Genomic DNA, 18,658 nt, shown 5'->3' on the forward strand with positions numbered 1-18,658 from the left:
ACGTTCTAATATCGAACACGCTAGGCCGTTGACAGGCCGCCACACAACGAAGTGAGGAAAGCCCGTGCATTTTCACCACCACGGCTACGTATCCGGTGACCCGCGGGTCCAGCCGGCCGCCGGCGCCGGCATCGACCGGCCCACACACCTTCCCGACGAGGTAGATGTGCTGATCGTGGGCTCCGGCCCCGCCGGCATGCTCGCCGCAGCTCAGCTGTCCCAGTTCCCGGGTGTCACCACCCGGATCGTGGAACGCCGGCCGGGCCGGCTCGCGATCGGCCAGGCCGACGGCATCCAGGCCCGCAGCGTCGAGACCTTCCAGGCCTTCGGTTTCGCCGAGCGGATCATCGCCGAGGCGTACCGCATCACGGAGATGGCGTTCTGGAAGCCGGATCCCGCGGACCCCTCGAACATCGTCCGCAGTGCCCGCACCCTCGATGACCCGGGCGGGATCAGCGAGTTCCCGCATCTCATCGTCAACCAGGCCCGCGTGCTCGACTACTTCGCCGAGTTCATGGCCATGTCCCCGAGCCGCATGAGCCCGGACTACGGGCTGGAGTTCCGCGGCCTGGAGGTCACCGGCGAGGGCGAGTACCCGGTCGCCGTGACGCTGGCGCACACCGCCGGTCCTGACGAGGGCCGGGAGCGCGTCGTGCGGGCCAAGTACGTGGTGGGCGCGGACGGCGCCCGCAGCAAGGTGCGCGACTCGATCGGCTGCACCATGGCGGGCGACCAGGCCAACCACGCGTGGGGCGTCATGGACGTGCTCGCCTCCACGGATTTCCCCGACATTCGGCTCAAATGCGCCATCCAGTCCCACGACGGCGGCAGCATCCTGCTGATCCCGCGCGAGGGCGGGCATCTCTTCCGCATGTATGTCGATCTCGGCGAGGTCGCCGCGGACGACCGCGGTGCGGTCCGCAAGACCACCATCGAGCAGATCATCGCCAAGGCCAACGCGATCATCCACCCCTACACGCTTGACGTGCGCAACGTGGCCTGGCACAGCGTGTACGAGGTGGGCCACCGCCTTACCGACAGGTTCGACGACGTCCTCCTGGAGGAGTTGGGCACCCGCACGCCGCGGGTGTTCATCACCGGCGACGCTTGCCACACGCACAGCGCCAAGGCCGGCCAGGGCATGAACGTCTCCATGCAGGACGGCTTCAATATCGGCTGGAAGCTCGGCCACGTGCTGGAGGGGCGCAGCCCGGAGAGCCTGCTGTCCACGTACTCGGCCGAGCGGCAGGTGGTCGCGAAGAACCTGATCGACTTCGACAAGGTGTGGTCGACGCTCATGGCGAAGAAGCCCGAGGAGTTTGAAAACCCCTCCGAGCTCGAGGACTTCTACGTGCGCACCGCCGAGTTCCCTGCCGGCTTCATGACCGAGTACTCGCCGTCGATGGTCGTCGCCGAGGCCACGCACCAGCAGCTGGCCACCGGCTTTCCCGTCGGCAAGCGCTTCAAGTCCGCGCCGGTTGTGCGGGTCTGCGACACCAACCCGGTCCAGCTCGGCCACCAGGCCACGGCGGACGGCCGCTGGCGCATCTACGTCTTCGCGGACCAGGCGGCGCCAGCACAACAGGCGGGGGCCACGTCGCCCGCCGCGGACCTCGCCGCGTGGCTGGCCAGCGCGCCGGACGCGCCGCTCGCCGCCACCCCCGCGGGGGCCGACCGTGATGCCTGGTTCGACGTGAAGGTGATCTACCAGCAGGATCACACTGGCATCGACATCGGCAACGTCCCCGCGGTGTTCAAACCGGAGGTGGGGCCGTTCAAGCTCCCCTACCTCGAAAAGGTCTACGGCACCGACCCGGCGGCGGACATCTTTGCGTTGCGCGGCATCGACCGCGGCGGCGTCATCGTGGTGGTGCGCCCGGACCAGTACGTGGCCAACGTCCTGCCGCTGACGGCGACGGCGGAGCTTGCCGCGTTCTTCGCACCCCTGTTGCGGGCAGGGCGGCCCGCGGCGGTGTGACCGCGTGGAGTTGGCCTTCTTCGCAAGGTTTGTCCGGGCTGGCGGTCAGAGGCCGGCTGCCTGCCGGGACCTGTATTCCGCGGCGGGGTAGACGCCAAGGATGCGTACCTCTGTGGTGAAGAACTCCAGTTCCTCCAGCGCCAGTCTGAGCGGCAAATCCTCGGGGTGCCCCTCGACGTCGGCCATGAACATCGTGGCCGCAAATTCATTGCCCACCATGTAGCTTTCCAGCCGCGTCATGTTTACCCCGTTCGTGGCGAATCCTCCCAGCGCCTTGTAGAGGGCTGAGGGGACATTCCGGACACGGAATACAAAGCTGGTGACGGCCGGTCCGGACAGGATGTCCCGGGCCGGCAGCGGCTTTTCCCGTGCCAGAACCACGAACCGCGTGGTGTTGGAGGGGTCATCCTCGACGGCGGAGGCGAGCACCTCCAGGCCATAGAGTTGAGCCGCGAGTGGAGGAGCGAGCGAGAGTTTGGTGGGATCGTTCCAGTCGCGCACTTCCCGGGCGGACCCGGCAGTATCGCCGGCGATCACGGGGCGCAGGCTGGCGGAGCGGATCAGACGCCGGCACTGGCCCAACGCGTGGAGGTGGCTGTGGACCTCGGTGGCTGCCTCGATGGTGCTGCCCGGGATGCCCAGCAGGTCGAAGTGAATGGGCAGAAAATACTCGCCGACGATCTGCAGCCCGGACTGGGGCAGCAGCACATGGATATCGGCCACCCGGCCGGCAATGGAGTTTTCGATCGGAATCATGGCCAGGTCGGCGGTGCCGACGGCCACCAGTTCAAAGGCGTCTTCGAAACTCGCGCAGGGAACGCTCTCCAGTTCGGGGAACATCTGCATGCACGCAATATTGGAGTTGGCGCCCGGTTCACCCTGGTACGCAATCTTCTGGGCCATGCTCCGTATGGTTTCACGCCAGGCGCCCGCTCACCCAAGTAAGACGCGACAGGGCCGTTTGAGGACCAAAAACGGTCCCTGCCGCGACTCAGCTGGGGTTCAGATACTTGGCGAAGTGGTCCTCGATCCGCTGCCAGGCTTCCGGGGCCGATTCCGGATCCGGGCCGATGCCCATGACCCGCATGAGCGGCCGCAGCACTTTCGGCCCGGTCTCCACGTCGTTGAGGAAGGCGTGCCCGGCGTGCGGGAACTCCTTCACGTCGTTCTCCACGCCCAGCCCGTCGAGCACAGCCGCGAGTTTCGCTGCTTCGCCGGGCAGGGTGCGGTCCCGGCCGCCGAAGTTGGCCACGATCGGGCAGGCACCGGCGAGGGCCTCCCGGGGGTCTTTTGGGCGCCGCCCGTAGTTGACGGCGGCGGCGTCGAAGCCGTCATTGGCCAGCAGCAGGGCGAAGCCGCCGCCCATGCAGAAGCCGATGACGCCGATCTTGCCGGTGGTCCGGCCGGTTTCGCGCAGCCAGTCCCGTGCGGCGGCCAGATCGGTGAAGGCCCGGCCCTCGCCCGCGGACAGCGCGCGCATGGTGGCGACGAGGCAGCGGCGCGCCCCGCCGTCGCTGTACAGGTCAACGGCCAGTGTCAGGTAGCCGGCCGCCGCCATCCGGTCGGCGTGGCGGACGGTGATGTCGTCCAGGCCAAACGCCTCATGGACCATCAGGACCGCGGGGAACGGCCCTTCGCCCTGCGGCGTCGCCAGGTAGCCGCGCAGCGCCGGCGAACCGCCGGCGGCGGCACCGGACCGGCCGAGGTCAGTATTGCTGAGATCCCGGGCGGCGGGCTTGCCGCGTCCTGCGTGTGTCCGTGCCATGCTGACCCCTCCGTCGGCTGTGGGGCCATTCTTGCACGGGCACAAAAAAGCGGCGCCGGAGATCCCCCAAAGGAAAATCCGGCGCCGCCAACGTCCTAAAGACTAGTCCTTTTTGAAGGCGTCCTTGACGTTTTCGCCGACCTTCTTCGCGTCGGCTACAACCTGGTCCTTCTGGCCCTCGGCGCGCAGCTGGTCGTTGCCAGTGGCGTTTCCGGCAGTTTCCTTGGCCTTGCCGCCGAGGTGCTCCGCTTCGTTCTGAATCTTGTCTCCGACACCCATGGTGTAGGCCACCTTTCGTTCCGGTTGAAAATACTGTCCGATCAGCCTAACACAAAGCATGCTTACTAATTCAAGGGGTCTCGCGGGGCAATTCTCCGCAGCGTCATCCGCGGCAGCGGCGGCGCGGTTCGCGAAAGGATGAAATCCCCCCGGCCCGCGGGCTAGGCTCGAGGTCATGGACCACAAGACCACTCTCACGCAGCACATCAATGCTCCGGCGGACGCGGTCTGGGCGGTGGTGTCGGACATTCCCGGATCTGCGGCGACCCTGTCCGGCGTCGAATCGATCCAGATGCTCACGGGCGGACCCTATGCCGTGGGTACCCGCTGGAAGGAGACCCGCACCATGATGGGGCGCGCGGAAACGGTGGAGATGTGGGTTGCCCAGTCCGAGGCGCCGTCGAACGGCCGGGCCGGCAGCACCACTGTGAAGGCCCTCCAGGGCGGCGCCGACTACACCACCAGGTTCGCGCTCGCGGAGCGCGGCGGGGGAACCGACCTTACGCTGACCTTTGGCGCCGAAGTCATCAAACCGACCCGGTTCAGCAGGATCATGCTCACCGTGTTCGGTCCGCTCGGGATGCGCATCACCCGCAAGGCGCTTGCAAAAGACCTGGCGGACATCGCGGCCAAGGCCGAGTGCCAGTGATGGTCCGGCGCGCTGCGGCTGAGAAAACGCCCAAGGTCACCGCCCCCCGGCTCGCGCCGGTCCGTCCCGGGGATCTGCAGGACGACCCTGCCCCGGAGTTCCGGCGGGGTGTTCGGTACGACGGCGTCCGCTACAGCCGCGCGTCGGCAGACGGTCTGGACCTGGGCGGTACGGACTTTGCCGAGTGCGAATTCACCGGAGTGTCCTTCAATGAGACGCAGCTGCGGGGCGCGACTTTCCGTGACTGCATCCTGGCCGAGACGTACGCCCCGGTGCTGATGGCGGCCCGGACCAGCCTGCGGGATGTCGAGATCGGCAACCCCCGCTGGGGATCGGCGGAGCTCTATGAAAGCGGCTGGCAGTCCGTGCGGATCGACGGCGGCAAACTCGACTACGTGAACCTGCGCGGGTCCAAGCTCACGGACGTGCAGATCAGCGACTGCATCATTAACGAGCTGGATCTGGGCTCCTGCACCGCCACCCGGGTCGCCTTGAAGAACTGCACGATCGGCACCCTCGATTTCACCGGAGCCCGGCTCAAGGACTTCGACCTCCGGGGCACCGACTTCCGCACCATCAGCGGTCTGGGCAGTCTGTCCGGCCTCGTCGTCGACGATCACCAGCTCACCCTGCTCGCTCCATTGCTCGCGGCTCATCTGGGCGTCGTCGTCGCGTAATCCGGCGGCATCCGGTTGACCCCCTTGCCCCGCCGTGTAATCTTTATAGAACGAACGGTCGGTAAATTACTCTGCTGCCGGCCCCGCTTTCTTGGTGAAGGATGTTCTCATGGTCGAGGCTTTTCTTGTTGGCGGCGCCCGCACTCCCGTGGGCCGCTACGGCGGCGCCCTCTCCGCAGTCCGCCCCGATGACCTGGCCGCACTGGTAGTCCGCGAGGCTGTGGCCCGCGCCGGCGTCGATCCGGACACCATCGACGAGGTCATCCTCGGCAACGCCAACGGCGCCGGCGAAGAGAACCGCAACGTGGCCCGCATGGCCACCCTCCTAGCCGGGCTGCCGCTGCACATCTCCGGCATCACCGTGAACCGGCTCTGCGCCTCCGGGCTCAGCGCCATCATTATGGCCAGCCACATGATCAAGTCCGGCGCCGCGGACATCGTGATCGCGGGCGGCGTCGAATCCATGAGCCGCGCCCCCTGGGTCCAGGAAAAACCCCGGACCGCCTTCGCCAAACCGGGCGAAATCTTCGACACCTCCATCGGCTGGCGTTTCGTCAACCCCCAGTTCACCAAGGGCGAGCTGTCCAGGGACGGCAAAATGACCTACTCCATGCCGGAGACGGCAGAAGAGGTGGGGCGGGTTGACGGCATCTCGCGGGAGGACGCCGACGCCTTCGCCGTCCGCTCCCACGAACGCGCCCTGGCCGCCATCGCCGCCGGCCGCTTCGCGGAGGAAATCGTTCCCGTGACCGTCAAGACCCGCAAGGGCGAGACCGTGGTGGACACCGATGAGGGCCCCCGCGCCGGCACTACCATGGACGTCCTCGCCGGGCTCCGGCCGGTAGTCAAGGGCGGCTCGATCGTCACCGCCGGCAACTCCTCCACCCTCAACGACGGCGCCTCCGCCATCATCGTTGCCTCGGAGGCCGCGATCCAGAAGCTTGGCCTCACGGCCCGCGCCCGCATCATCGACGGCGCCTCAGCCGGCTGCGAGCCCGAAATCATGGGCATCGGGCCGGTTCCGGCCACCCAGAAGGTGCTCGCCCGTTCCGGGCTCAGCGTCGATGACCTCGGCGCCGTCGAGCTCAACGAGGCGTTCGCGACCCAGTCCCTGGCCAGCATGCGCCGGCTCGGCCTCGACCCGGAGATCGTAAACCGCGACGGCGGTGCGATCTCCCTGGGCCACCCGCTGGGGTCCTCCGGTTCCCGGATCGCCATCACACTGCTGGGCCGGATGGAGCGCGAAAACGCCAAAATCGGCCTTGCCACCATGTGCATCGGCGTCGGCCAGGGCACGGCCATGCTGCTGGAGCGCGTCTAGTGGCGGCCCCGGCCCTCGACCCGGCTGGCTTCGGCACGCTCCTGGTCGAAGAGCGCGAGGACCGCGTGGTGGTGGTGCTCAACCGCCCCGAGGTCCGCAACGCGATCGACCAGCAGATGGTCGATGAACTCCACACCGTCTGCGCCCATCTCGAGCGGCACCCCAAAGTCCTCATCATCGCCGGCTCCATGGGGGTTTTCGCCTCCGGCGCCGACATCGGGCAGCTGCGCGAGCGGCGCCGCGACGATGCCCTGCAGGGCATCAACTCCACCATTTTCGTCCGGATCGCCAAGCTGCCGATGCCCGTCATCGCAGCCCTGGATGGCTTCTGCCTCGGCGGCGGCGCCGAGCTGGCGTACGCCGCGGACTTCCGGATCGGCACCCCGTCCGTCAGGATCGGCAATCCCGAAACCGGACTCGGCATCCTGGCCGCCGCCGGTGCCAGCTGGCGCCTCAAGGAACTCGTGGGGGAGCCCGTCGCCAAGGAAATGCTGCTCGCCGGTGCCGTGCTGCGCGCAGACCGTGCCCTGGCCGTCAATCTCATCACCGAAATCCATGAACCGGCCGGGCTGATGGCCGCGGCCCACAGCCTCGCCGACCGGATCGCCACACAGGACCCGCTCGCCGTCCGGATCACCAAATCCGTGTTCCACGCCCCGGCCGAGGCGCATCCCCTCATTGACCAGCTGGCACAGGGGATCCTCTTCGAATCCCAGGCCAAGTTCGACCGCATGCAGACATTCTTGGATAAGAAATCAGCCAAGAAAACAGAGAAAAAGTCCGCCAAAGATTCCGGGAAGCAGAAATAGACATGGGCAACTCCGTACTCCCCGCCAACCTTCCGACAGCAGTGGGAGTCCTCGGTGGCGGCCGCATGGGCGCAGGCATCGCCCACGCCTTCCTGATCAACGGAGCCAACGTCGTGGTCGTCGAGCGCGACGAGGCGTCGGCCGAGGCCGCCCGGGAGCGGGTCGAGTCCGCCGCCGCCAAGAGCATTGAGCGCGGCGCCGTGGACGGCAACCTGGACGAGATCGTTTCCCGGCTCGCGGTCACCGTGGACTACGACGACTTCGCCGGCCGGCAGCTGGTGGTCGAGGCCGTTCCGGAGGACTGGGACCTGAAGATCACCGCGCTGCGCGGCATCGAGGAACGGCTCGCCGACGGCGCCTACCTCGCCTCCAACACGTCCTCGCTCTCCGTCAACGGTCTGGCCCGCGAACTGAAGCGGCCGCAGAACTTCCTGGGCCTGCACTTCTTCAACCCGGTGCCGGCGTCGACGCTCATCGAAGTGGTCCTCGGCGAGCAGACTTCCGACGCCCTGGCCCAGGCCGCCCGCGGATGGGTGGAGGCGCTCGGCAAGACCGCCGTCGTGGTCAACGACGCGCCCGGCTTCGCCTCCTCCAGGCTGGGCGTCGCGATCGCCCTCGAAGCGATGCGCATGGTGGAAGAGGGCGTGGCCACCGCGGAAGACATCGACAACGCCATGGTGCTGGGCTACAAGCACCCCACGGGACCGCTGCGGACCACCGACATAGTGGGCCTGGACGTGCGCCTCGGCATCGCGGAGTACCTGCAGTCCACGCTGGGTGACCGTTTCGCTCCGCCGCAGATCCTCCGCGACAAGGTGGCCCGCGGCGAACTGGGCCGCAAGTCCGGCAAGGGCTTTTTCGACTGGACCAAGTGACCGGCATTCGTCCGTGCCCCTAGGATGGTGCGGTGACCTCCCTGGACCGCCCCGCGATCGCGCCCATCACCCTGACCGGCAAGTACGTCGTCCTTGAGCCGCTGAGCCAGGACCACCATGACGGCCTTGTCGAGGCGGCACGCGACGGCGAGCTGTGGCACCTCTGGTACACCAGCGTGCCCGCCCCGCAGCACATGGCCGCCGAGATTGAGCGTCGACTGGCCCTGCAGGACAGCGGTGCCATGCTGCCCTTCACCACGCGGCTGCTCGACCCCGCTGCCGGCGGACCGGGCCGGGTGATCGGCATGACCACCTACATGAACATCGACGCCGCCACGCCCCGGGTGGAGATCGGCTCCACCTGGAACGCGGCGTCCGCGCATGGCAGCGGCAGCAATCCGGACTCCAAGTTGCTGCTGCTGCGGCACGCCTTCGATACGCTGGGCTGCCCCGCCGTCGAGTTCCGGACGCACTGGCTCAACCACCAGTCCCGCGAGGCGATCACGCGGCTGGGGGCCAAACAGGACGGCGTGCTCCGCAGCCACACGCGCAGCGCCGACGGGGCGCTGCGGGACACCGTCGTGTATTCCATCCTGGAACATGAATGGCCGATGGTCCGGAACGCCCTCGAATCCCGGCTGGCGAAGCGGCGCTAGCGTGCCGAGTAGGCCTTGGCCCCGTTAAGCGATGCGAAGTACGCCTCGTAGCCCCGGGCGTTCGGGTGGAAGTTTTCGGGACTGGCCAGGGCTGTACGGCTGAAATTGATCCACGGAGCCGCAGAGTTCACGCCGTGACCGGCAAAAGCGGCCCGGACATCGACGTACTCCGCTCCGGTGGCCCGGGCGGCGGCCGCGATGGAGCCGTTCAGGCCGTCCGCCAGGACCGTGGCCTTGTAGATGAACCGGGACATCGGATCAGCCTGGCCGGGCGCTACCGGATCATAGAGGTAGGGGTAGCCCGTCACTACAACCTTGGCGTTGGGGGCGGCAGCCTTCACGCGCTGGATCATCGCTGTCACGTCGCCGGACAGTCGATGGCTGGAGATCTGGCCCTCGGCGTAGGCACTGGCGGCATCGCACAGCGGACCCGCAGCGGGATTGACCATGGCGGCGCCGCAGGAGGCGAGGATTTCCGCAAACCGGAGGTTGTTGCCGCCGGCAGTGATGGTGACGAGCCCGGTGGTCCTGGTCAGCCGCCTGAGCTGGGTGTTGACGACGTCCTGGGTCGTCTTGCCGCTGCAGGCCGCGTTGGCGACGAGTTTGATGGTCTTCGTGTGGGCAGCGAGTTCGGAATAGCTGTTCTCGCTGCGGTAACAATCATCCAGGTACGGCCCCGCCCCCAGCCCGGCGGCATAGGAGTCTCCGAGCGCGACGTACCGGGTCCTGTCCGCCGCCTCCGCCGGTACCGCCGCCACGCCGGCCGCCATGGCCAGGGCGGCGAGACCGGCCGCCAGAGCCGTCCGCCGGCGTCGAAGTTTCAGACGTCCCATGGTGTTCTCCTCAGTGGCACCCTGGGTTCAGCGCCCGTGCCGTGAAAAACGTGTTGCGAAGCGTTAACCCCGCACCATGCCAATGGTCCCATTGTGTATAACGTTTGTGAATCCTGCCGCGGATCGCGCCGGTGCGTGTGCTTAGCTTTCTGGATGATGATTCCTGCAGCGCCCCTGGGCCAAGCCAAGGGGCAGGCGGTGCCCGGAACCGTGGAGTGGGATGGGGCCGTCAACGCCTGGCACGTGGCCGGGGACGTGTTCCGCATGGGACGGCGGGAGTGGCTCACCGAGGCCGGCTGGCGGCAGGTGCACCGCCGGGGCATCCGGACCGTCATCGACCTCCGCAATGAAGCCGAAATCCGGCGCCGGGAGACCGATCCGCCGGTGCGGGCTGGGGCCCTGGCCGGTTTCGACGTCGTGCTGGCCCCCACCGAAGACCCGGACAACCGCGAATTCCGCGAGCTCTGCGTGCCTTACCTGAACGACCCCGCCTGTTATGCGGACAACGCCAGGCTGTTCCCGCACCTGCTGGCCCGGGTCTTCAAGGCGGTGGCCGCCGCGGAAGGCGGTGTGGTCATCCATTGCTCCGCGGGGCGGGACCGGAGCGGCATGATCGCCGCCATGCTCCAGGACCTCGCCGGTGACAGCGACGAGGCCATTGTGGGCGGCTACCAGCGCTCCATGCGGGACATCAACGAGCATCTCCGGCACGCCGCAGTCCCGCATCCCCACGAGCGTTTCCTGCCCGAGAATGTGCTGGCGCCCCTGCTGGAATCCCGGGGCCAGAGCCTGCTGCAATTTGTCCGGTCCCTCAACACTGCGGACTACCTCTTCCGCCACGGCGTGACGACCCCGGAACTCGCGGCCATCCTCGGAAAGCTCGGCCGATAGGGTGGGCGCAGTTAGGGTAGGCCAGTGAAGACTCCGAAGTTCCAGCCGATGGTGCGGGCCGCCGCGGCCCTCGCGATTGCGCTTGCCGGTACCGTGCCTGCCTTTGCGCTGACCGCGGTCCCGGCGATGGCCGAAGCCAACGCCCCAGTCCCCGACGACCCGGCGCCCGCTGCATCGGCGATGGCGACGCCGGTCTCGACGGCGGTCCCGATGCCGGTGCCGGTCTCGACGGCGGTTCCAGCGCCGGCTGCGTCTGCGATCTCGACGGCGGTCCCGGTCCCGGTGCCGTCGCCGGCTGACGCGCCTTTGGCTGGTTCTTCTCCGGTGCCGTCCGCGACGCCGATCAGCGATGCCGGCCTCGCCGAGGCCGTGCGGCGGGACCTTGGCATGACCCTCGCGGAATTCGACGCCGCCGGTGCACTTGCCCGGCGGGCCGCCGACGCCGCACCCTCCCTTCGGGCCCTCCCGGGTTATGTGGGGATCAGCCTCGCCGGCGGCAAGATCGCGGTTGAAGGCAGCGGCGCCGAGCTCCGGGCCCGCGTGGCCGAACTGAACCAGTCCGGCCCGGCTGACTTCCTGCTTGCCGCCCCCGCGGCCGCCGCCGCTGTCCCGTCAGCCGCGGAGCTGCTGGCCTCCAGCACCCAGCAACTGTTCGAGGCCTATGTCCGCGAGGTCGGGGCCGCCGGGCTGCAGGCCGTCACGTACACAGACGGCCACTTTGTCATCCGCACCGGCGGCACCAACACGGCGCAGTCCGTTCCGGCTGCCGACGCCCTTCCCGCCGCCGCTGTTCCCGCCTCCGTTGTTCCCGCCGCTGGCGCCGATGCGCAGCCGGCGAAAGCGCCGGGCACGGTGCCGAAGATGTCCGCGGCCGAATTCGTGGCCCGCTACGCCAACGTGACGCTGGAACAAGGATCCCGGATCACCACCGAGGAAGACTACTTTGGCGGCCAGGGCTACATCGTTGACGGCCAAGCCCTGTGCTCGGCCGGGTTCGGGGCCTTCAGCCCCGCGGGCGAGCCTCTGGTCCTGACCGCCGGGCACTGCGCCGGTGACGGCTCCGCGAAGCAGGCCGCGATCGAAAATCCGGCGGGCGCGCCAGCGGCCGGGGGTGCAGGTTCGGGCGCGGCCGCCGGGATCCTGGGCACATTCGGGTTCAGCCAATTCGGCGGCCCCGGAAATTCCAAGATAGCGACGGACAGCGCCAGCGTCGGCACGGACATCGCCGTCCTCCACGGCATCAGGAGCGACCTGGACCTCCAGCCCGCCGTCACCCGATGGGACAAGCCCGCCGATCCGGGGCCGACGTCCGTGAAGATCGTGGGAACAGTGGCTCCTTTCCAGGGCCAGCCCGTGTGCCGGTCCGGCCGGACCACCGGGTGGAGGTGCGGCACGGTGGATTCAGTCGGCATCTGGGCCATGGTTGGGCCAAATTCACTACCGCCCGATTATGACAACGATCTCCGGGCGGTCCGGGGCTTCGACTCTACGTCCGTCACCTCCGGCGGCGGGGACTCCGGCGGCCCGTGGATCAGCGGGAACTTCGCCGTCGGGCTGCACACGGGGGCGGAAAGTACCGACGAGGGCGTCCAGACTCGGGCCATCGCGACCAGCCTCGAGGACGCCATGGGCCAAGTCCCCGGCGGTGTCCAGCTGCAACTGTTCCTGGCCAAGCCAGCGCTCGCTGCGGCCTCCAACGGAACCGTCACAGCCGGTGAGCCGATTACCGGGCACATCGATGCCGGTCCGGCCTCCGTGGTGGCTCCGAATTCCAAGGTCCGCATCACCGTCCTGAACCAGAAACCTGGCCAGACCTCCGGCCAGAAGGACGGCCAGCCCTTGGAAGTGCCGGTCGATGCGTCGGGAAACTGGCAGTTCCCCGCACCGTCGTTGGCCGGGCCCTTCACGTTCTCGGCTGAAACCGTGAACGGCTTCAGCGGCTCCGGCGCAGTCGCCCTGTCCGTCGACGTCTCCCGGCTCGCGGCTCCGGCCATCACCTCACCTGTGGACGGCCAGCCGGAGGGCCCGGGACTCACAGCCATCGACGCCATCGAGGGCACCGGAGAAGCCGGAGGCACGGTGCGGCTCTCCGGCGACTTCACCGGGACCGGGCTCGTCGACGCAGACGGCCGCTGGCGCATCAACGTGGCCGATCAGCCGGTCTTCGGAAAAATTTCGGTCACGGCAGTGCTCACGGCCCCCGGAGAAATGGACAGTCCCGCGGCGACCCGCGCCTATACCGTCATTCCGCCGGCTCCGGCGGTGTCGAACCTCAGGGACGGCCAACACCTGCGCCAGGACGCCCTGCCAGCCACCATCTCCGGCACAGCCCTTCGAGGTGCCGGCGTGGCCGTGGCTGTGGACGGGGTGGCCGTGGACTCCGTGCAGGCCGGTTCCGGTTCCGGAGCGGAGGAGGCCGCGCTCGAGCCCGGGACCGCGCAGACCTTGGCCGGCAGTGCCCGGTGGAGTGTCACGTTCCCCGCGGAACTGGATGCCGGAGCGCACACCTTGACCGTGACGCAAACCATTGACGGCGTCGCATCGCCGCCGGCAGCCGTGGCGTTCAGCGTCGAGGCCACGCCCGTTTCCGGGGGCACTCCGGCCGGGCCGCCCGCCGGGCCGCCGGGATCCGTGCAGCCGGCAACGCCTGGCCACCCGGCGGTCCCGCAACAGCCCGCCAACCCTGCCGGGGCTCCCGCCGGACCGGTCAAACCGGCGCAAGCTCCCGCCCCGCCGTCGGACACCTCCGTCGTTGTGGGCGGCGCGGCACCGGGCAGCACAACACCGGACAACACGGCACCAGGCAACACGGCGGGCACCTCAGGCCAGCTGGCGAGCACGGGCGCCGGCGGGCTCCTGCCCGTGGCCGGTCTCGGCGCGGGAGCCCTGCTGCTCGGCGCGGCCTTCGTGGCATTCGGCCGGCGCCGGGCGGTGCGTTAGCCGGGGCCTCCAAGCCCGGGCTCGCCGGAAAGCCGCGGGGTCGCCGTAAGGCTACGGCGACCCCGCAAGCTTTGGGCGAATCCGCGCGTTCGGGACAGCGAGCCGCGCGTTACTGGAAGTCAGCCAGCCAGAGATCCGGGCCGAAAACCTCGTACTGAATGTCCTTGGCGGGGACGCCACCGGCAATCAAGGCGCTCCGAACCGACTTCAGGAACGGCAGGGGACCGCAGAGGTAGTACTCGGCGTCGTCCGGGAGTTCGACGTCGCCGACGTCCATGAAACCGGAGAACACGGAACCGCCCGCCTCGCCGGTACCGCCCGCCTCGCCGGTTTCGGCCACCGCGGACGCCCCGCCGGTACCGCCCGCCTCGCCGGTTTCGCCCGCCCCGGCTCCCTCGCCCGTCTCGCCGGTCTCCGCTGTCCCCGCGGGAGCCAGGAACCACGTCTTCAGGGTCCCGTCCGCGAGTTTCGCAAGATCTTCCCTGACCTGAGCGCGGAGCGGGAAGGATGCCTCGCTGTCATCGGCATGCAGCAGCACCACCTGGCGGCGTGAACCGGACTGCACGAGGTGGGAGAGCATCCCGGCCATGGGCGTGATGCCGATTCCCGCGCTGGCCATGACCAGCGGCCGGTCCGTGTACTCCAGCACAACGTCGCCGAACGGAGCTGAGAGCACCACCTCGTCGCCCACCTGGACGTCATTGTGGAGCAGCGTGGACATCTCGCCGTCGGGAGTCTGAAGTCCGTGGACCCTCTTGACGGCGAACTGCCGGTGCTGCCCGTCGTCGGCCCTGGTCAGGCTGTATTGCCGGGGCTGCTGTACGCCGTCGGGCATGGTCATCTTGAGGGTCACGTACTGCCCGGGCAGGGACGGCTTGACGTCCCGCTCGTCGGTCCGCTCGACGACGAACGAGACGACGTCGGCAGTCTCCTGGATCCGCTGCACCACCCGCCACGTCCGCCAAATGGTCTCGGGGGAGAGGTGCACTGCGTTGTACAGCCCGCGCTCCTTGTTGATGAGCAGGTTCGCCATCAGCCAGTAGACCTCATCCCAGGCGGCGGCGACCTCGGGAGTGACAGCATCGCCCAGAACATCCACGATCGCCCACATGAGGTGGTCGTGGACAATCTGGTACTGGTCCGGGCTCGGGCCCAGCGAGACGTGTTTGTGGGCCACCCGGGAGAGCAGATGATCCGGCACCTGGTCCGGTTTCTCCACGAGCATGCCGGCGAAGGCCGCGATGGATCCGGCGAGCGCCTGCTGCTGGCGGCCGTCCGCCTGGTTTCCCCGGTTGAAGAGCCCGTCCAGGAGATCCGGCTGCGCCTCGAACATATGTTTGTAGAAGCGCTTGGCGATCTCCTCGATGTGCTCGCCGACTACGGGCAGCGTTGCCTGAATGACGGGAAGTGAAGTGTCTGAGAGCATGGTGCATCCCTTCCGGTGAGACCGGTGATGCCCGGCGGTGCCGGGCGACTCAGCACTTCCAAGCTAACAGCCGCGGCACCGCGCCTTCCGGGCCGATCGGCCCTACATCGGGAGCGGGGTCCGGTGTAGGCGGCCTCCCGCCCTGGGCCCGAGTTCGCCGGAAAGCTCCCGGGTCGCCGGAACGTTACAGCGACCCCGCAGGTCTCCGGCGACCCCGAGGGTTCGGGGCAGAAGTCAGGCCTTGCGGTCCAGCAGCAGGTTGGTGATCCGCAGCGTGCAGATTCGCTGGCCGGTCTCGTTCGTGATCAGCACCTCGTGGGTGGTCAGGGTGCCGCCCAGATGGATGGGGGTGGCCGTGATCGTGATCAGTCCCTCGCGGGCCGACTTGTGGTGCGTGGCCGAGACGTCGACGCCCACCGCCGTCTTGCCCAGGGTGCTGGCGTGGATGACGGCGGCCCAGGACCCCACGGCCTCGCCCACGGCCAGTGAGGCGCCGCCGTGCAGGAGCCCGAACGACTGCCGGTTGCCCTCCACCGGCATGGTCGCCACCACGCGGTCCACGGACTCCTCGACGATCTTCACGCCCATCTTCTCGTCGAGTTCCCCCAGGGTGATTTTCCACAACTCGGTGCGGCCGGTCTCGGGCGTCATAGCGTCTCCTTCGTTGCCGGCCGGCCGGGTCCCGGACGGTCGGTGCCGCCGCGGCTAGTGTGCGGCAGGCCTCATTCATGTACTGTAGATCATATTACCGAACGGACGGTCAGTAATGTTCCGGCCGTGTTGATCTTGCTCCCCCGTTGGAAGGACCCGTCAACGATGACCACCACAGCCGCACCCGCAGTAGACACTGTCGAGATCGTTCCCAGTTTCATCCGGGGTTCCTGGTGGACTCCCGACGACGCCGCTGCCGCCGGCGCCGCGCCGGTACTGGACGCCAGCACCGGCGAGCTCCTGGCGAAGGTGAGCACCGAGGGGCTCGACCTCGCCGCCGTCGTGGATTATGGCCGCACCACCGGCCAGGCGGAACTTGGCACGCTGACCTTCCACCAGCGCGCGCTCAAGCTCAAGGAACTGGCGCAGTACCTCAATGGCCGCCGCGAGGAGTTCTACGCGCTCTCGGCGCAGACCGGCGCCACGAAGATCGACTCCATGATCGACATCGACGGCGGCATCGGCGTCCTGTTCACCTTCGGGTCCAAGGGCCGCCGGGAGCTGCCCAACTCCCAGGTGGTGGTGGATGGCCCCATGGAGGTGCTGTCCCGCGACGGCTCGTTCGCCGGTGAGCACATCTACACCCGCATCCCCGGCGTTGCCGTGCAGATTAACGCCTTCAACTTCCCTGTCTGGGGCATGCTGGAGAAGCTTGCCCCGGCCTTCCTCGCCGGCGTCCCCACCATCGTCAAGCCCGCCACCCCCACCGGGTACGTGGCCGCCGCCGTGGTCAAGGCGATCGACGAATCCGGCATCCTGCCCACCGGCTCGCTGCAGCTGATTTCCGGCTCGGTCCGCACGCTGCTGGACCACCTGGACTACCGCGACCTCGTGGCCTTCACCGGCTCCGCGTCGACCGCCAACACGCTCAAGTCGCACCCCAATGTGGTCAAGGGCGGGGTCCGCTTCACGTCCGAGACCGACTCCCTGAATGCCGCGATCCTGGGCCCGGATGCGGTCAAGGGCACACCGGAATTCGACGCCTTCATCAAGTCCCTCGTCACCGAGCTGACCGCCAAGGCCGGCCAGAAATGCACCTCGATCCGCCGCGCGATCGTGCCGCAGGAACTCGTCGCCGACGTCACCGCCGCCGTGGGGGACCGCATTCGCGAACGCGTCGTGCTCGGTGATCCCCGCGCCGAGGGCGTCACCATGGGCGCCCTGGCCTCCCTTGAGCAGCTCGCCGACGTGCGCGCCGCCGTACAGTCCATGCTCGACGCTGGCGGGGAGCTCGCCTACGGCACGCTCGACGCGCCCAAGGTCACCAGCGCGGACGGCAGCATCGGCGTCGTCGACGGCGGCGCCTTCATGTCCCCGGTCCTGCTGAGCTGGGCCAACCCGGAAGCCGAGGAGGTCCACTCGCTCGAGGCCTTCGGCCCGGTGTCCTCGGTGATCGGCTACACCGACCTGGCCGACGCCGTCCGCCTCGCCGCCCGCGGCGGCGGCTCGCTGGTCGCCACGGTCTGCACGAACGATCCCGCCGTGGCCCAGCAGCTGGTCACCGGCATCGCGGCCCACCACGGCCGCGTGCTCATGCTCAACCGCGAGGACGCCCGCAGCTCCACCGGCCACGGCTCCCCGGTCCCGCACCTGGTCCACGGCGGTCCCGGCCGCGCCGGCGGCGGCGAAGAGCTCGGCGGCATCCGCTCGGTGATGCACCACATGCAGCGCACCGCCATCCAGGGCTCGCCGAACATGCTCACCGCCGTCACCGGGCTCTGGCACACCGGAGCGGACCGCAACTTCACGCTCGAGACCGAGGGCCAGCACCCGTTCCGGAAATCCCTCGCCACCCTGCACATCGGCGACGCCATCCGCTCGGAGCTGCGTGAGGTCTCGCTGGAGGAAATCACCAAGTTCGCGAACTCCACCGGCGACACCTTCTACGCCCACACCAACCAGGAAGCCGCCGCGGCCAACCCCTTCTTCCCGGGCATCGTGGCGCACGGCTACCTCCTGCTCAGCTGGGCAGCCGGCCTGTTCGTGGAGCCCGCACCGGGACCGGTCCTGGCCAACTACGGCCTGGAGAACCTGCGGTTCATCACCCCCGTGGCCGCGGGCGATTCCATCCGCGTGACCCTGACGGCCAAGAAGATCACCCCGCGCGAGACCGACGAGTACGGCGAGGTGGCCTGGGACGCCGTCCTGACCAACCAGAACGACGAAATCGTCGCGACCTACGACGTCCTGACCCTCGTAGAGAAGTAGCCCGTCCCGCTCACTCCCGCCTTACCTCCCGTTGCGCTATCACTTGTGGCTGCCAAAAGGTCGAAATGACCGCCACAAGTGATAGGGCAACCGGGGAGGGACAGGGGCGGGCTTCGCCGTGCAGGGAGCAATTGGCGGGCTCTTTCCATCCCGCTCCGGCGTAAAATCTTGCTCGTAGGAGGTGGCGAAATGACCCTAGTACTCAATAAAGCCACAACAGTCCTGCCAGTTGATGATGCAGCGCGTGCCCGGCATTTCTACGCGGACACTTTGGGGCTCCCGCACCGTGGCGTGGCAGATGACGGAAGCGAATTGTTCGGCTCAGAAGGCGGCCCAATGCTGCAGCTGATGCCAGTCAAGGATGGAAAGCATTCAGAGCACACCACCCTGAGCTTCGAAGTCAGCGAGATCGAGCGCACGGTCCAGGAAATGGAAGCCAAGGGCGTCATGTTCCAGGACTACGATCGCCCGGACCTCAAGACCGAGAACCATATTTGTACAACTGATTCAGAGAAGTGCGCCTGGTTCATGGACTCCGAGCACAATATTCTGTGCGTGCACGAGAACATCACCACGGCAGCTGATTACCAGCTCTAAACGGCTGGCAACGGCGGGTTTTCGGGCGCTCCGGCTCAGCGGG

At 68.2% G+C, this 18,658-nt stretch carries 17 protein-coding genes; 11 read left to right on the forward strand and 6 right to left on the reverse strand.

The genetic code is table 11. From position 1 onward, the window contains the following. Positions 1 to 64: 64 nt before the first annotated feature. A complete protein-coding gene (locus tag AC1DNG_RS10145) occupies positions 65 to 1,978 on the forward strand; it encodes an FAD-binding monooxygenase (protein WP_476887278.1) in 1,914 nt (637 codons plus the stop codon). A gap of 45 nt (positions 1,979 to 2,023) precedes the next feature. Here the strand turns inward: AC1DNG_RS10145 and AC1DNG_RS10150 are convergent, their stop codons facing one another. The 3 genes from AC1DNG_RS10150 to AC1DNG_RS10160 form a co-directional block, all read right to left on the reverse strand. Then, on the reverse strand, positions 2,024 to 2,881 hold the full coding sequence (locus tag AC1DNG_RS10150) for a prephenate dehydratase (RefSeq protein WP_223913646.1): 858 nt from the start codon (positions 2,879 to 2,881) through the stop codon (positions 2,024 to 2,026). 88 nt (positions 2,882 to 2,969) lie between these two features. Then, positions 2,970 to 3,743, reverse strand: a complete 774-nt coding sequence (locus tag AC1DNG_RS10155; protein ID WP_476859286.1) for a dienelactone hydrolase family protein — start codon at positions 3,741 to 3,743, stop codon at positions 2,970 to 2,972. Between the two features lie 102 nt (positions 3,744 to 3,845). Continuing rightward, entirely contained in the window at positions 3,846 to 4,022 is a 177-nt protein-coding gene (locus AC1DNG_RS10160) for a CsbD family protein (protein ID WP_043435744.1), read from the reverse strand. A gap of 175 nt (positions 4,023 to 4,197) precedes the next feature. Here AC1DNG_RS10160 and AC1DNG_RS10165 point away from each other — a divergent pair, with 175 nt between their 5' ends. The 6 genes from AC1DNG_RS10165 to AC1DNG_RS10190 all read left to right on the forward strand — a co-directional run bounded on the left by AC1DNG_RS10165 (position 4,198) and on the right by AC1DNG_RS10190 (position 9,009). Then, positions 4,198 to 4,671 (forward strand): SRPBCC family protein, encoded by a 474-nt coding sequence (locus tag AC1DNG_RS10165; RefSeq protein WP_476887279.1) that lies wholly within the window; start codon positions 4,198 to 4,200, stop codon positions 4,669 to 4,671. Then, positions 4,671 to 5,348, forward strand: coding sequence for a pentapeptide repeat-containing protein (locus tag AC1DNG_RS10170; protein ID WP_476887280.1), 678 nt, complete (start codon positions 4,671 to 4,673; stop codon positions 5,346 to 5,348). Before AC1DNG_RS10165 ends, AC1DNG_RS10170 begins: the two co-directional genes overlap by 1 nt. 109 nt (positions 5,349 to 5,457) lie before the next feature. Beyond that, positions 5,458 to 6,669: a thiolase family protein gene (locus AC1DNG_RS10175; RefSeq protein WP_079554859.1), complete on the forward strand. Its 1,212-nt coding sequence runs from the start codon at positions 5,458 to 5,460 to the stop codon at positions 6,667 to 6,669. Further along, positions 6,669 to 7,478, forward strand: coding sequence for an enoyl-CoA hydratase/isomerase family protein (locus tag AC1DNG_RS10180; protein WP_476887281.1), 810 nt, complete (start codon positions 6,669 to 6,671; stop codon positions 7,476 to 7,478). The genes AC1DNG_RS10175 and AC1DNG_RS10180 overlap by 1 nt, the downstream gene beginning before the upstream one ends. Positions 7,479 to 7,480: 2 nt before the next feature. After that, positions 7,481 to 8,353, forward strand: coding sequence for a 3-hydroxyacyl-CoA dehydrogenase family protein (locus AC1DNG_RS10185; protein ID WP_476870365.1), 873 nt, complete (start codon positions 7,481 to 7,483; stop codon positions 8,351 to 8,353). Between the two features lie 32 nt (positions 8,354 to 8,385). After that, positions 8,386 to 9,009, forward strand: a complete 624-nt coding sequence (locus tag AC1DNG_RS10190) for a GNAT family N-acetyltransferase (protein ID WP_230009133.1) — start codon at positions 8,386 to 8,388, stop codon at positions 9,007 to 9,009. Here the strand turns inward: AC1DNG_RS10190 and AC1DNG_RS10195 are convergent. Then, positions 9,006 to 9,842, reverse strand: coding sequence for an SGNH/GDSL hydrolase family protein (locus tag AC1DNG_RS10195; protein ID WP_476850195.1), 837 nt, complete (start codon positions 9,840 to 9,842; stop codon positions 9,006 to 9,008). The genes AC1DNG_RS10190 and AC1DNG_RS10195 overlap by 4 nt on opposite strands. 153 nt (positions 9,843 to 9,995) lie before the next feature. Between AC1DNG_RS10195 and AC1DNG_RS10200 the strand changes: the two genes are divergently transcribed. Both AC1DNG_RS10200 and AC1DNG_RS10205 read left to right on the forward strand, forming a co-directional pair. Beyond that, on the forward strand, positions 9,996 to 10,733 hold the full coding sequence (locus AC1DNG_RS10200; RefSeq protein ID WP_476870366.1) for a tyrosine-protein phosphatase: 738 nt from the start codon (positions 9,996 to 9,998) through the stop codon (positions 10,731 to 10,733). A 24-nt stretch (positions 10,734 to 10,757) separates the two neighbouring features. Then, positions 10,758 to 13,673: a S1 family peptidase gene (locus tag AC1DNG_RS10205; RefSeq protein WP_476887282.1), complete on the forward strand. Its 2,916-nt coding sequence runs from the start codon at positions 10,758 to 10,760 to the stop codon at positions 13,671 to 13,673. Positions 13,674 to 13,782: 109 nt separating this feature from the next. Here AC1DNG_RS10205 and AC1DNG_RS10210 read toward each other — a convergent pair whose 3' ends face one another. After that, complete coding sequence (locus tag AC1DNG_RS10210) at positions 13,783 to 15,099, reverse strand: globin domain-containing protein (protein ID WP_476887283.1); 1,317 nt, start codon at positions 15,097 to 15,099, stop codon at positions 13,783 to 13,785. A gap of 234 nt (positions 15,100 to 15,333) precedes the next feature. Then, the gene (locus AC1DNG_RS10215; RefSeq protein WP_476859296.1) at positions 15,334 to 15,750 is read right to left on the reverse strand and encodes a PaaI family thioesterase; all 417 of its coding nucleotides are present in this window, start codon (positions 15,748 to 15,750) and stop codon (positions 15,334 to 15,336) included. A gap of 165 nt (positions 15,751 to 15,915) precedes the next feature. On the opposite strand from AC1DNG_RS10215, the gene paaZ reads away from it, so the two are divergent. Together paaZ and AC1DNG_RS10225 are read left to right on the forward strand one after the other, a co-directional pair. Next, complete coding sequence (gene paaZ, locus AC1DNG_RS10220) at positions 15,916 to 18,018, forward strand: phenylacetic acid degradation bifunctional protein PaaZ (RefSeq protein ID WP_476887284.1); 2,103 nt, start codon at positions 15,916 to 15,918, stop codon at positions 18,016 to 18,018. 189 nt (positions 18,019 to 18,207) lie between these two features. Continuing rightward, a complete protein-coding gene (locus AC1DNG_RS10225) occupies positions 18,208 to 18,615 on the forward strand; it encodes a VOC family protein (RefSeq protein ID WP_079554881.1) in 408 nt (135 codons plus the stop codon). The last annotated feature ends 43 nt before the right edge of the window (positions 18,616 to 18,658 follow it).

The organism is Arthrobacter sp. 01T425, assembly GCF_056398725.1.

What these genes read in the sequence shown, in the direction of transcription:
- AC1DNG_RS10200 (WP_476870366.1), top strand. Translation starts at nt 9,996, where the DNA reads ATGATGATTCCTGCAGCGCCCCTGGGCCAAGCCAAGGGGCAGGCGGTG.
- paaZ (WP_476887284.1), top strand. Translation starts at nt 15,916, where the DNA reads ATGACCACCACAGCCGCACCCGCAGTAGACACTGTCGAGATCGTTCCC.
- AC1DNG_RS10195 (WP_476850195.1), bottom strand. Translation starts at nt 9,842, where the DNA reads ATGGGACGTCTGAAACTTCGACGCCGGCGGACGGCTCTGGCGGCCGGT.
- AC1DNG_RS10210 (WP_476887283.1), bottom strand. Translation starts at nt 15,099, where the DNA reads ATGCTCTCAGACACTTCACTTCCCGTCATTCAGGCAACGCTGCCCGTA.
- AC1DNG_RS10215 (WP_476859296.1), bottom strand. Translation starts at nt 15,750, where the DNA reads ATGACGCCCGAGACCGGCCGCACCGAGTTGTGGAAAATCACCCTGGGG.
- AC1DNG_RS10225 (WP_079554881.1), top strand. Translation starts at nt 18,208, where the DNA reads ATGACCCTAGTACTCAATAAAGCCACAACAGTCCTGCCAGTTGATGAT.
- AC1DNG_RS10150 (WP_223913646.1), bottom strand. Translation starts at nt 2,881, where the DNA reads ATGGCCCAGAAGATTGCGTACCAGGGTGAACCGGGCGCCAACTCCAAT.
- AC1DNG_RS10155 (WP_476859286.1), bottom strand. Translation starts at nt 3,743, where the DNA reads ATGGCACGGACACACGCAGGACGCGGCAAGCCCGCCGCCCGGGATCTC.
- AC1DNG_RS10160 (WP_043435744.1), bottom strand. Translation starts at nt 4,022, where the DNA reads ATGGGTGTCGGAGACAAGATTCAGAACGAAGCGGAGCACCTCGGCGGC.
- AC1DNG_RS10170 (WP_476887280.1), top strand. Translation starts at nt 4,671, where the DNA reads ATGGTCCGGCGCGCTGCGGCTGAGAAAACGCCCAAGGTCACCGCCCCC.
- AC1DNG_RS10165 (WP_476887279.1), top strand. Translation starts at nt 4,198, where the DNA reads ATGGACCACAAGACCACTCTCACGCAGCACATCAATGCTCCGGCGGAC.
- AC1DNG_RS10175 (WP_079554859.1), top strand. Translation starts at nt 5,458, where the DNA reads ATGGTCGAGGCTTTTCTTGTTGGCGGCGCCCGCACTCCCGTGGGCCGC.
- AC1DNG_RS10185 (WP_476870365.1), top strand. Translation starts at nt 7,481, where the DNA reads ATGGGCAACTCCGTACTCCCCGCCAACCTTCCGACAGCAGTGGGAGTC.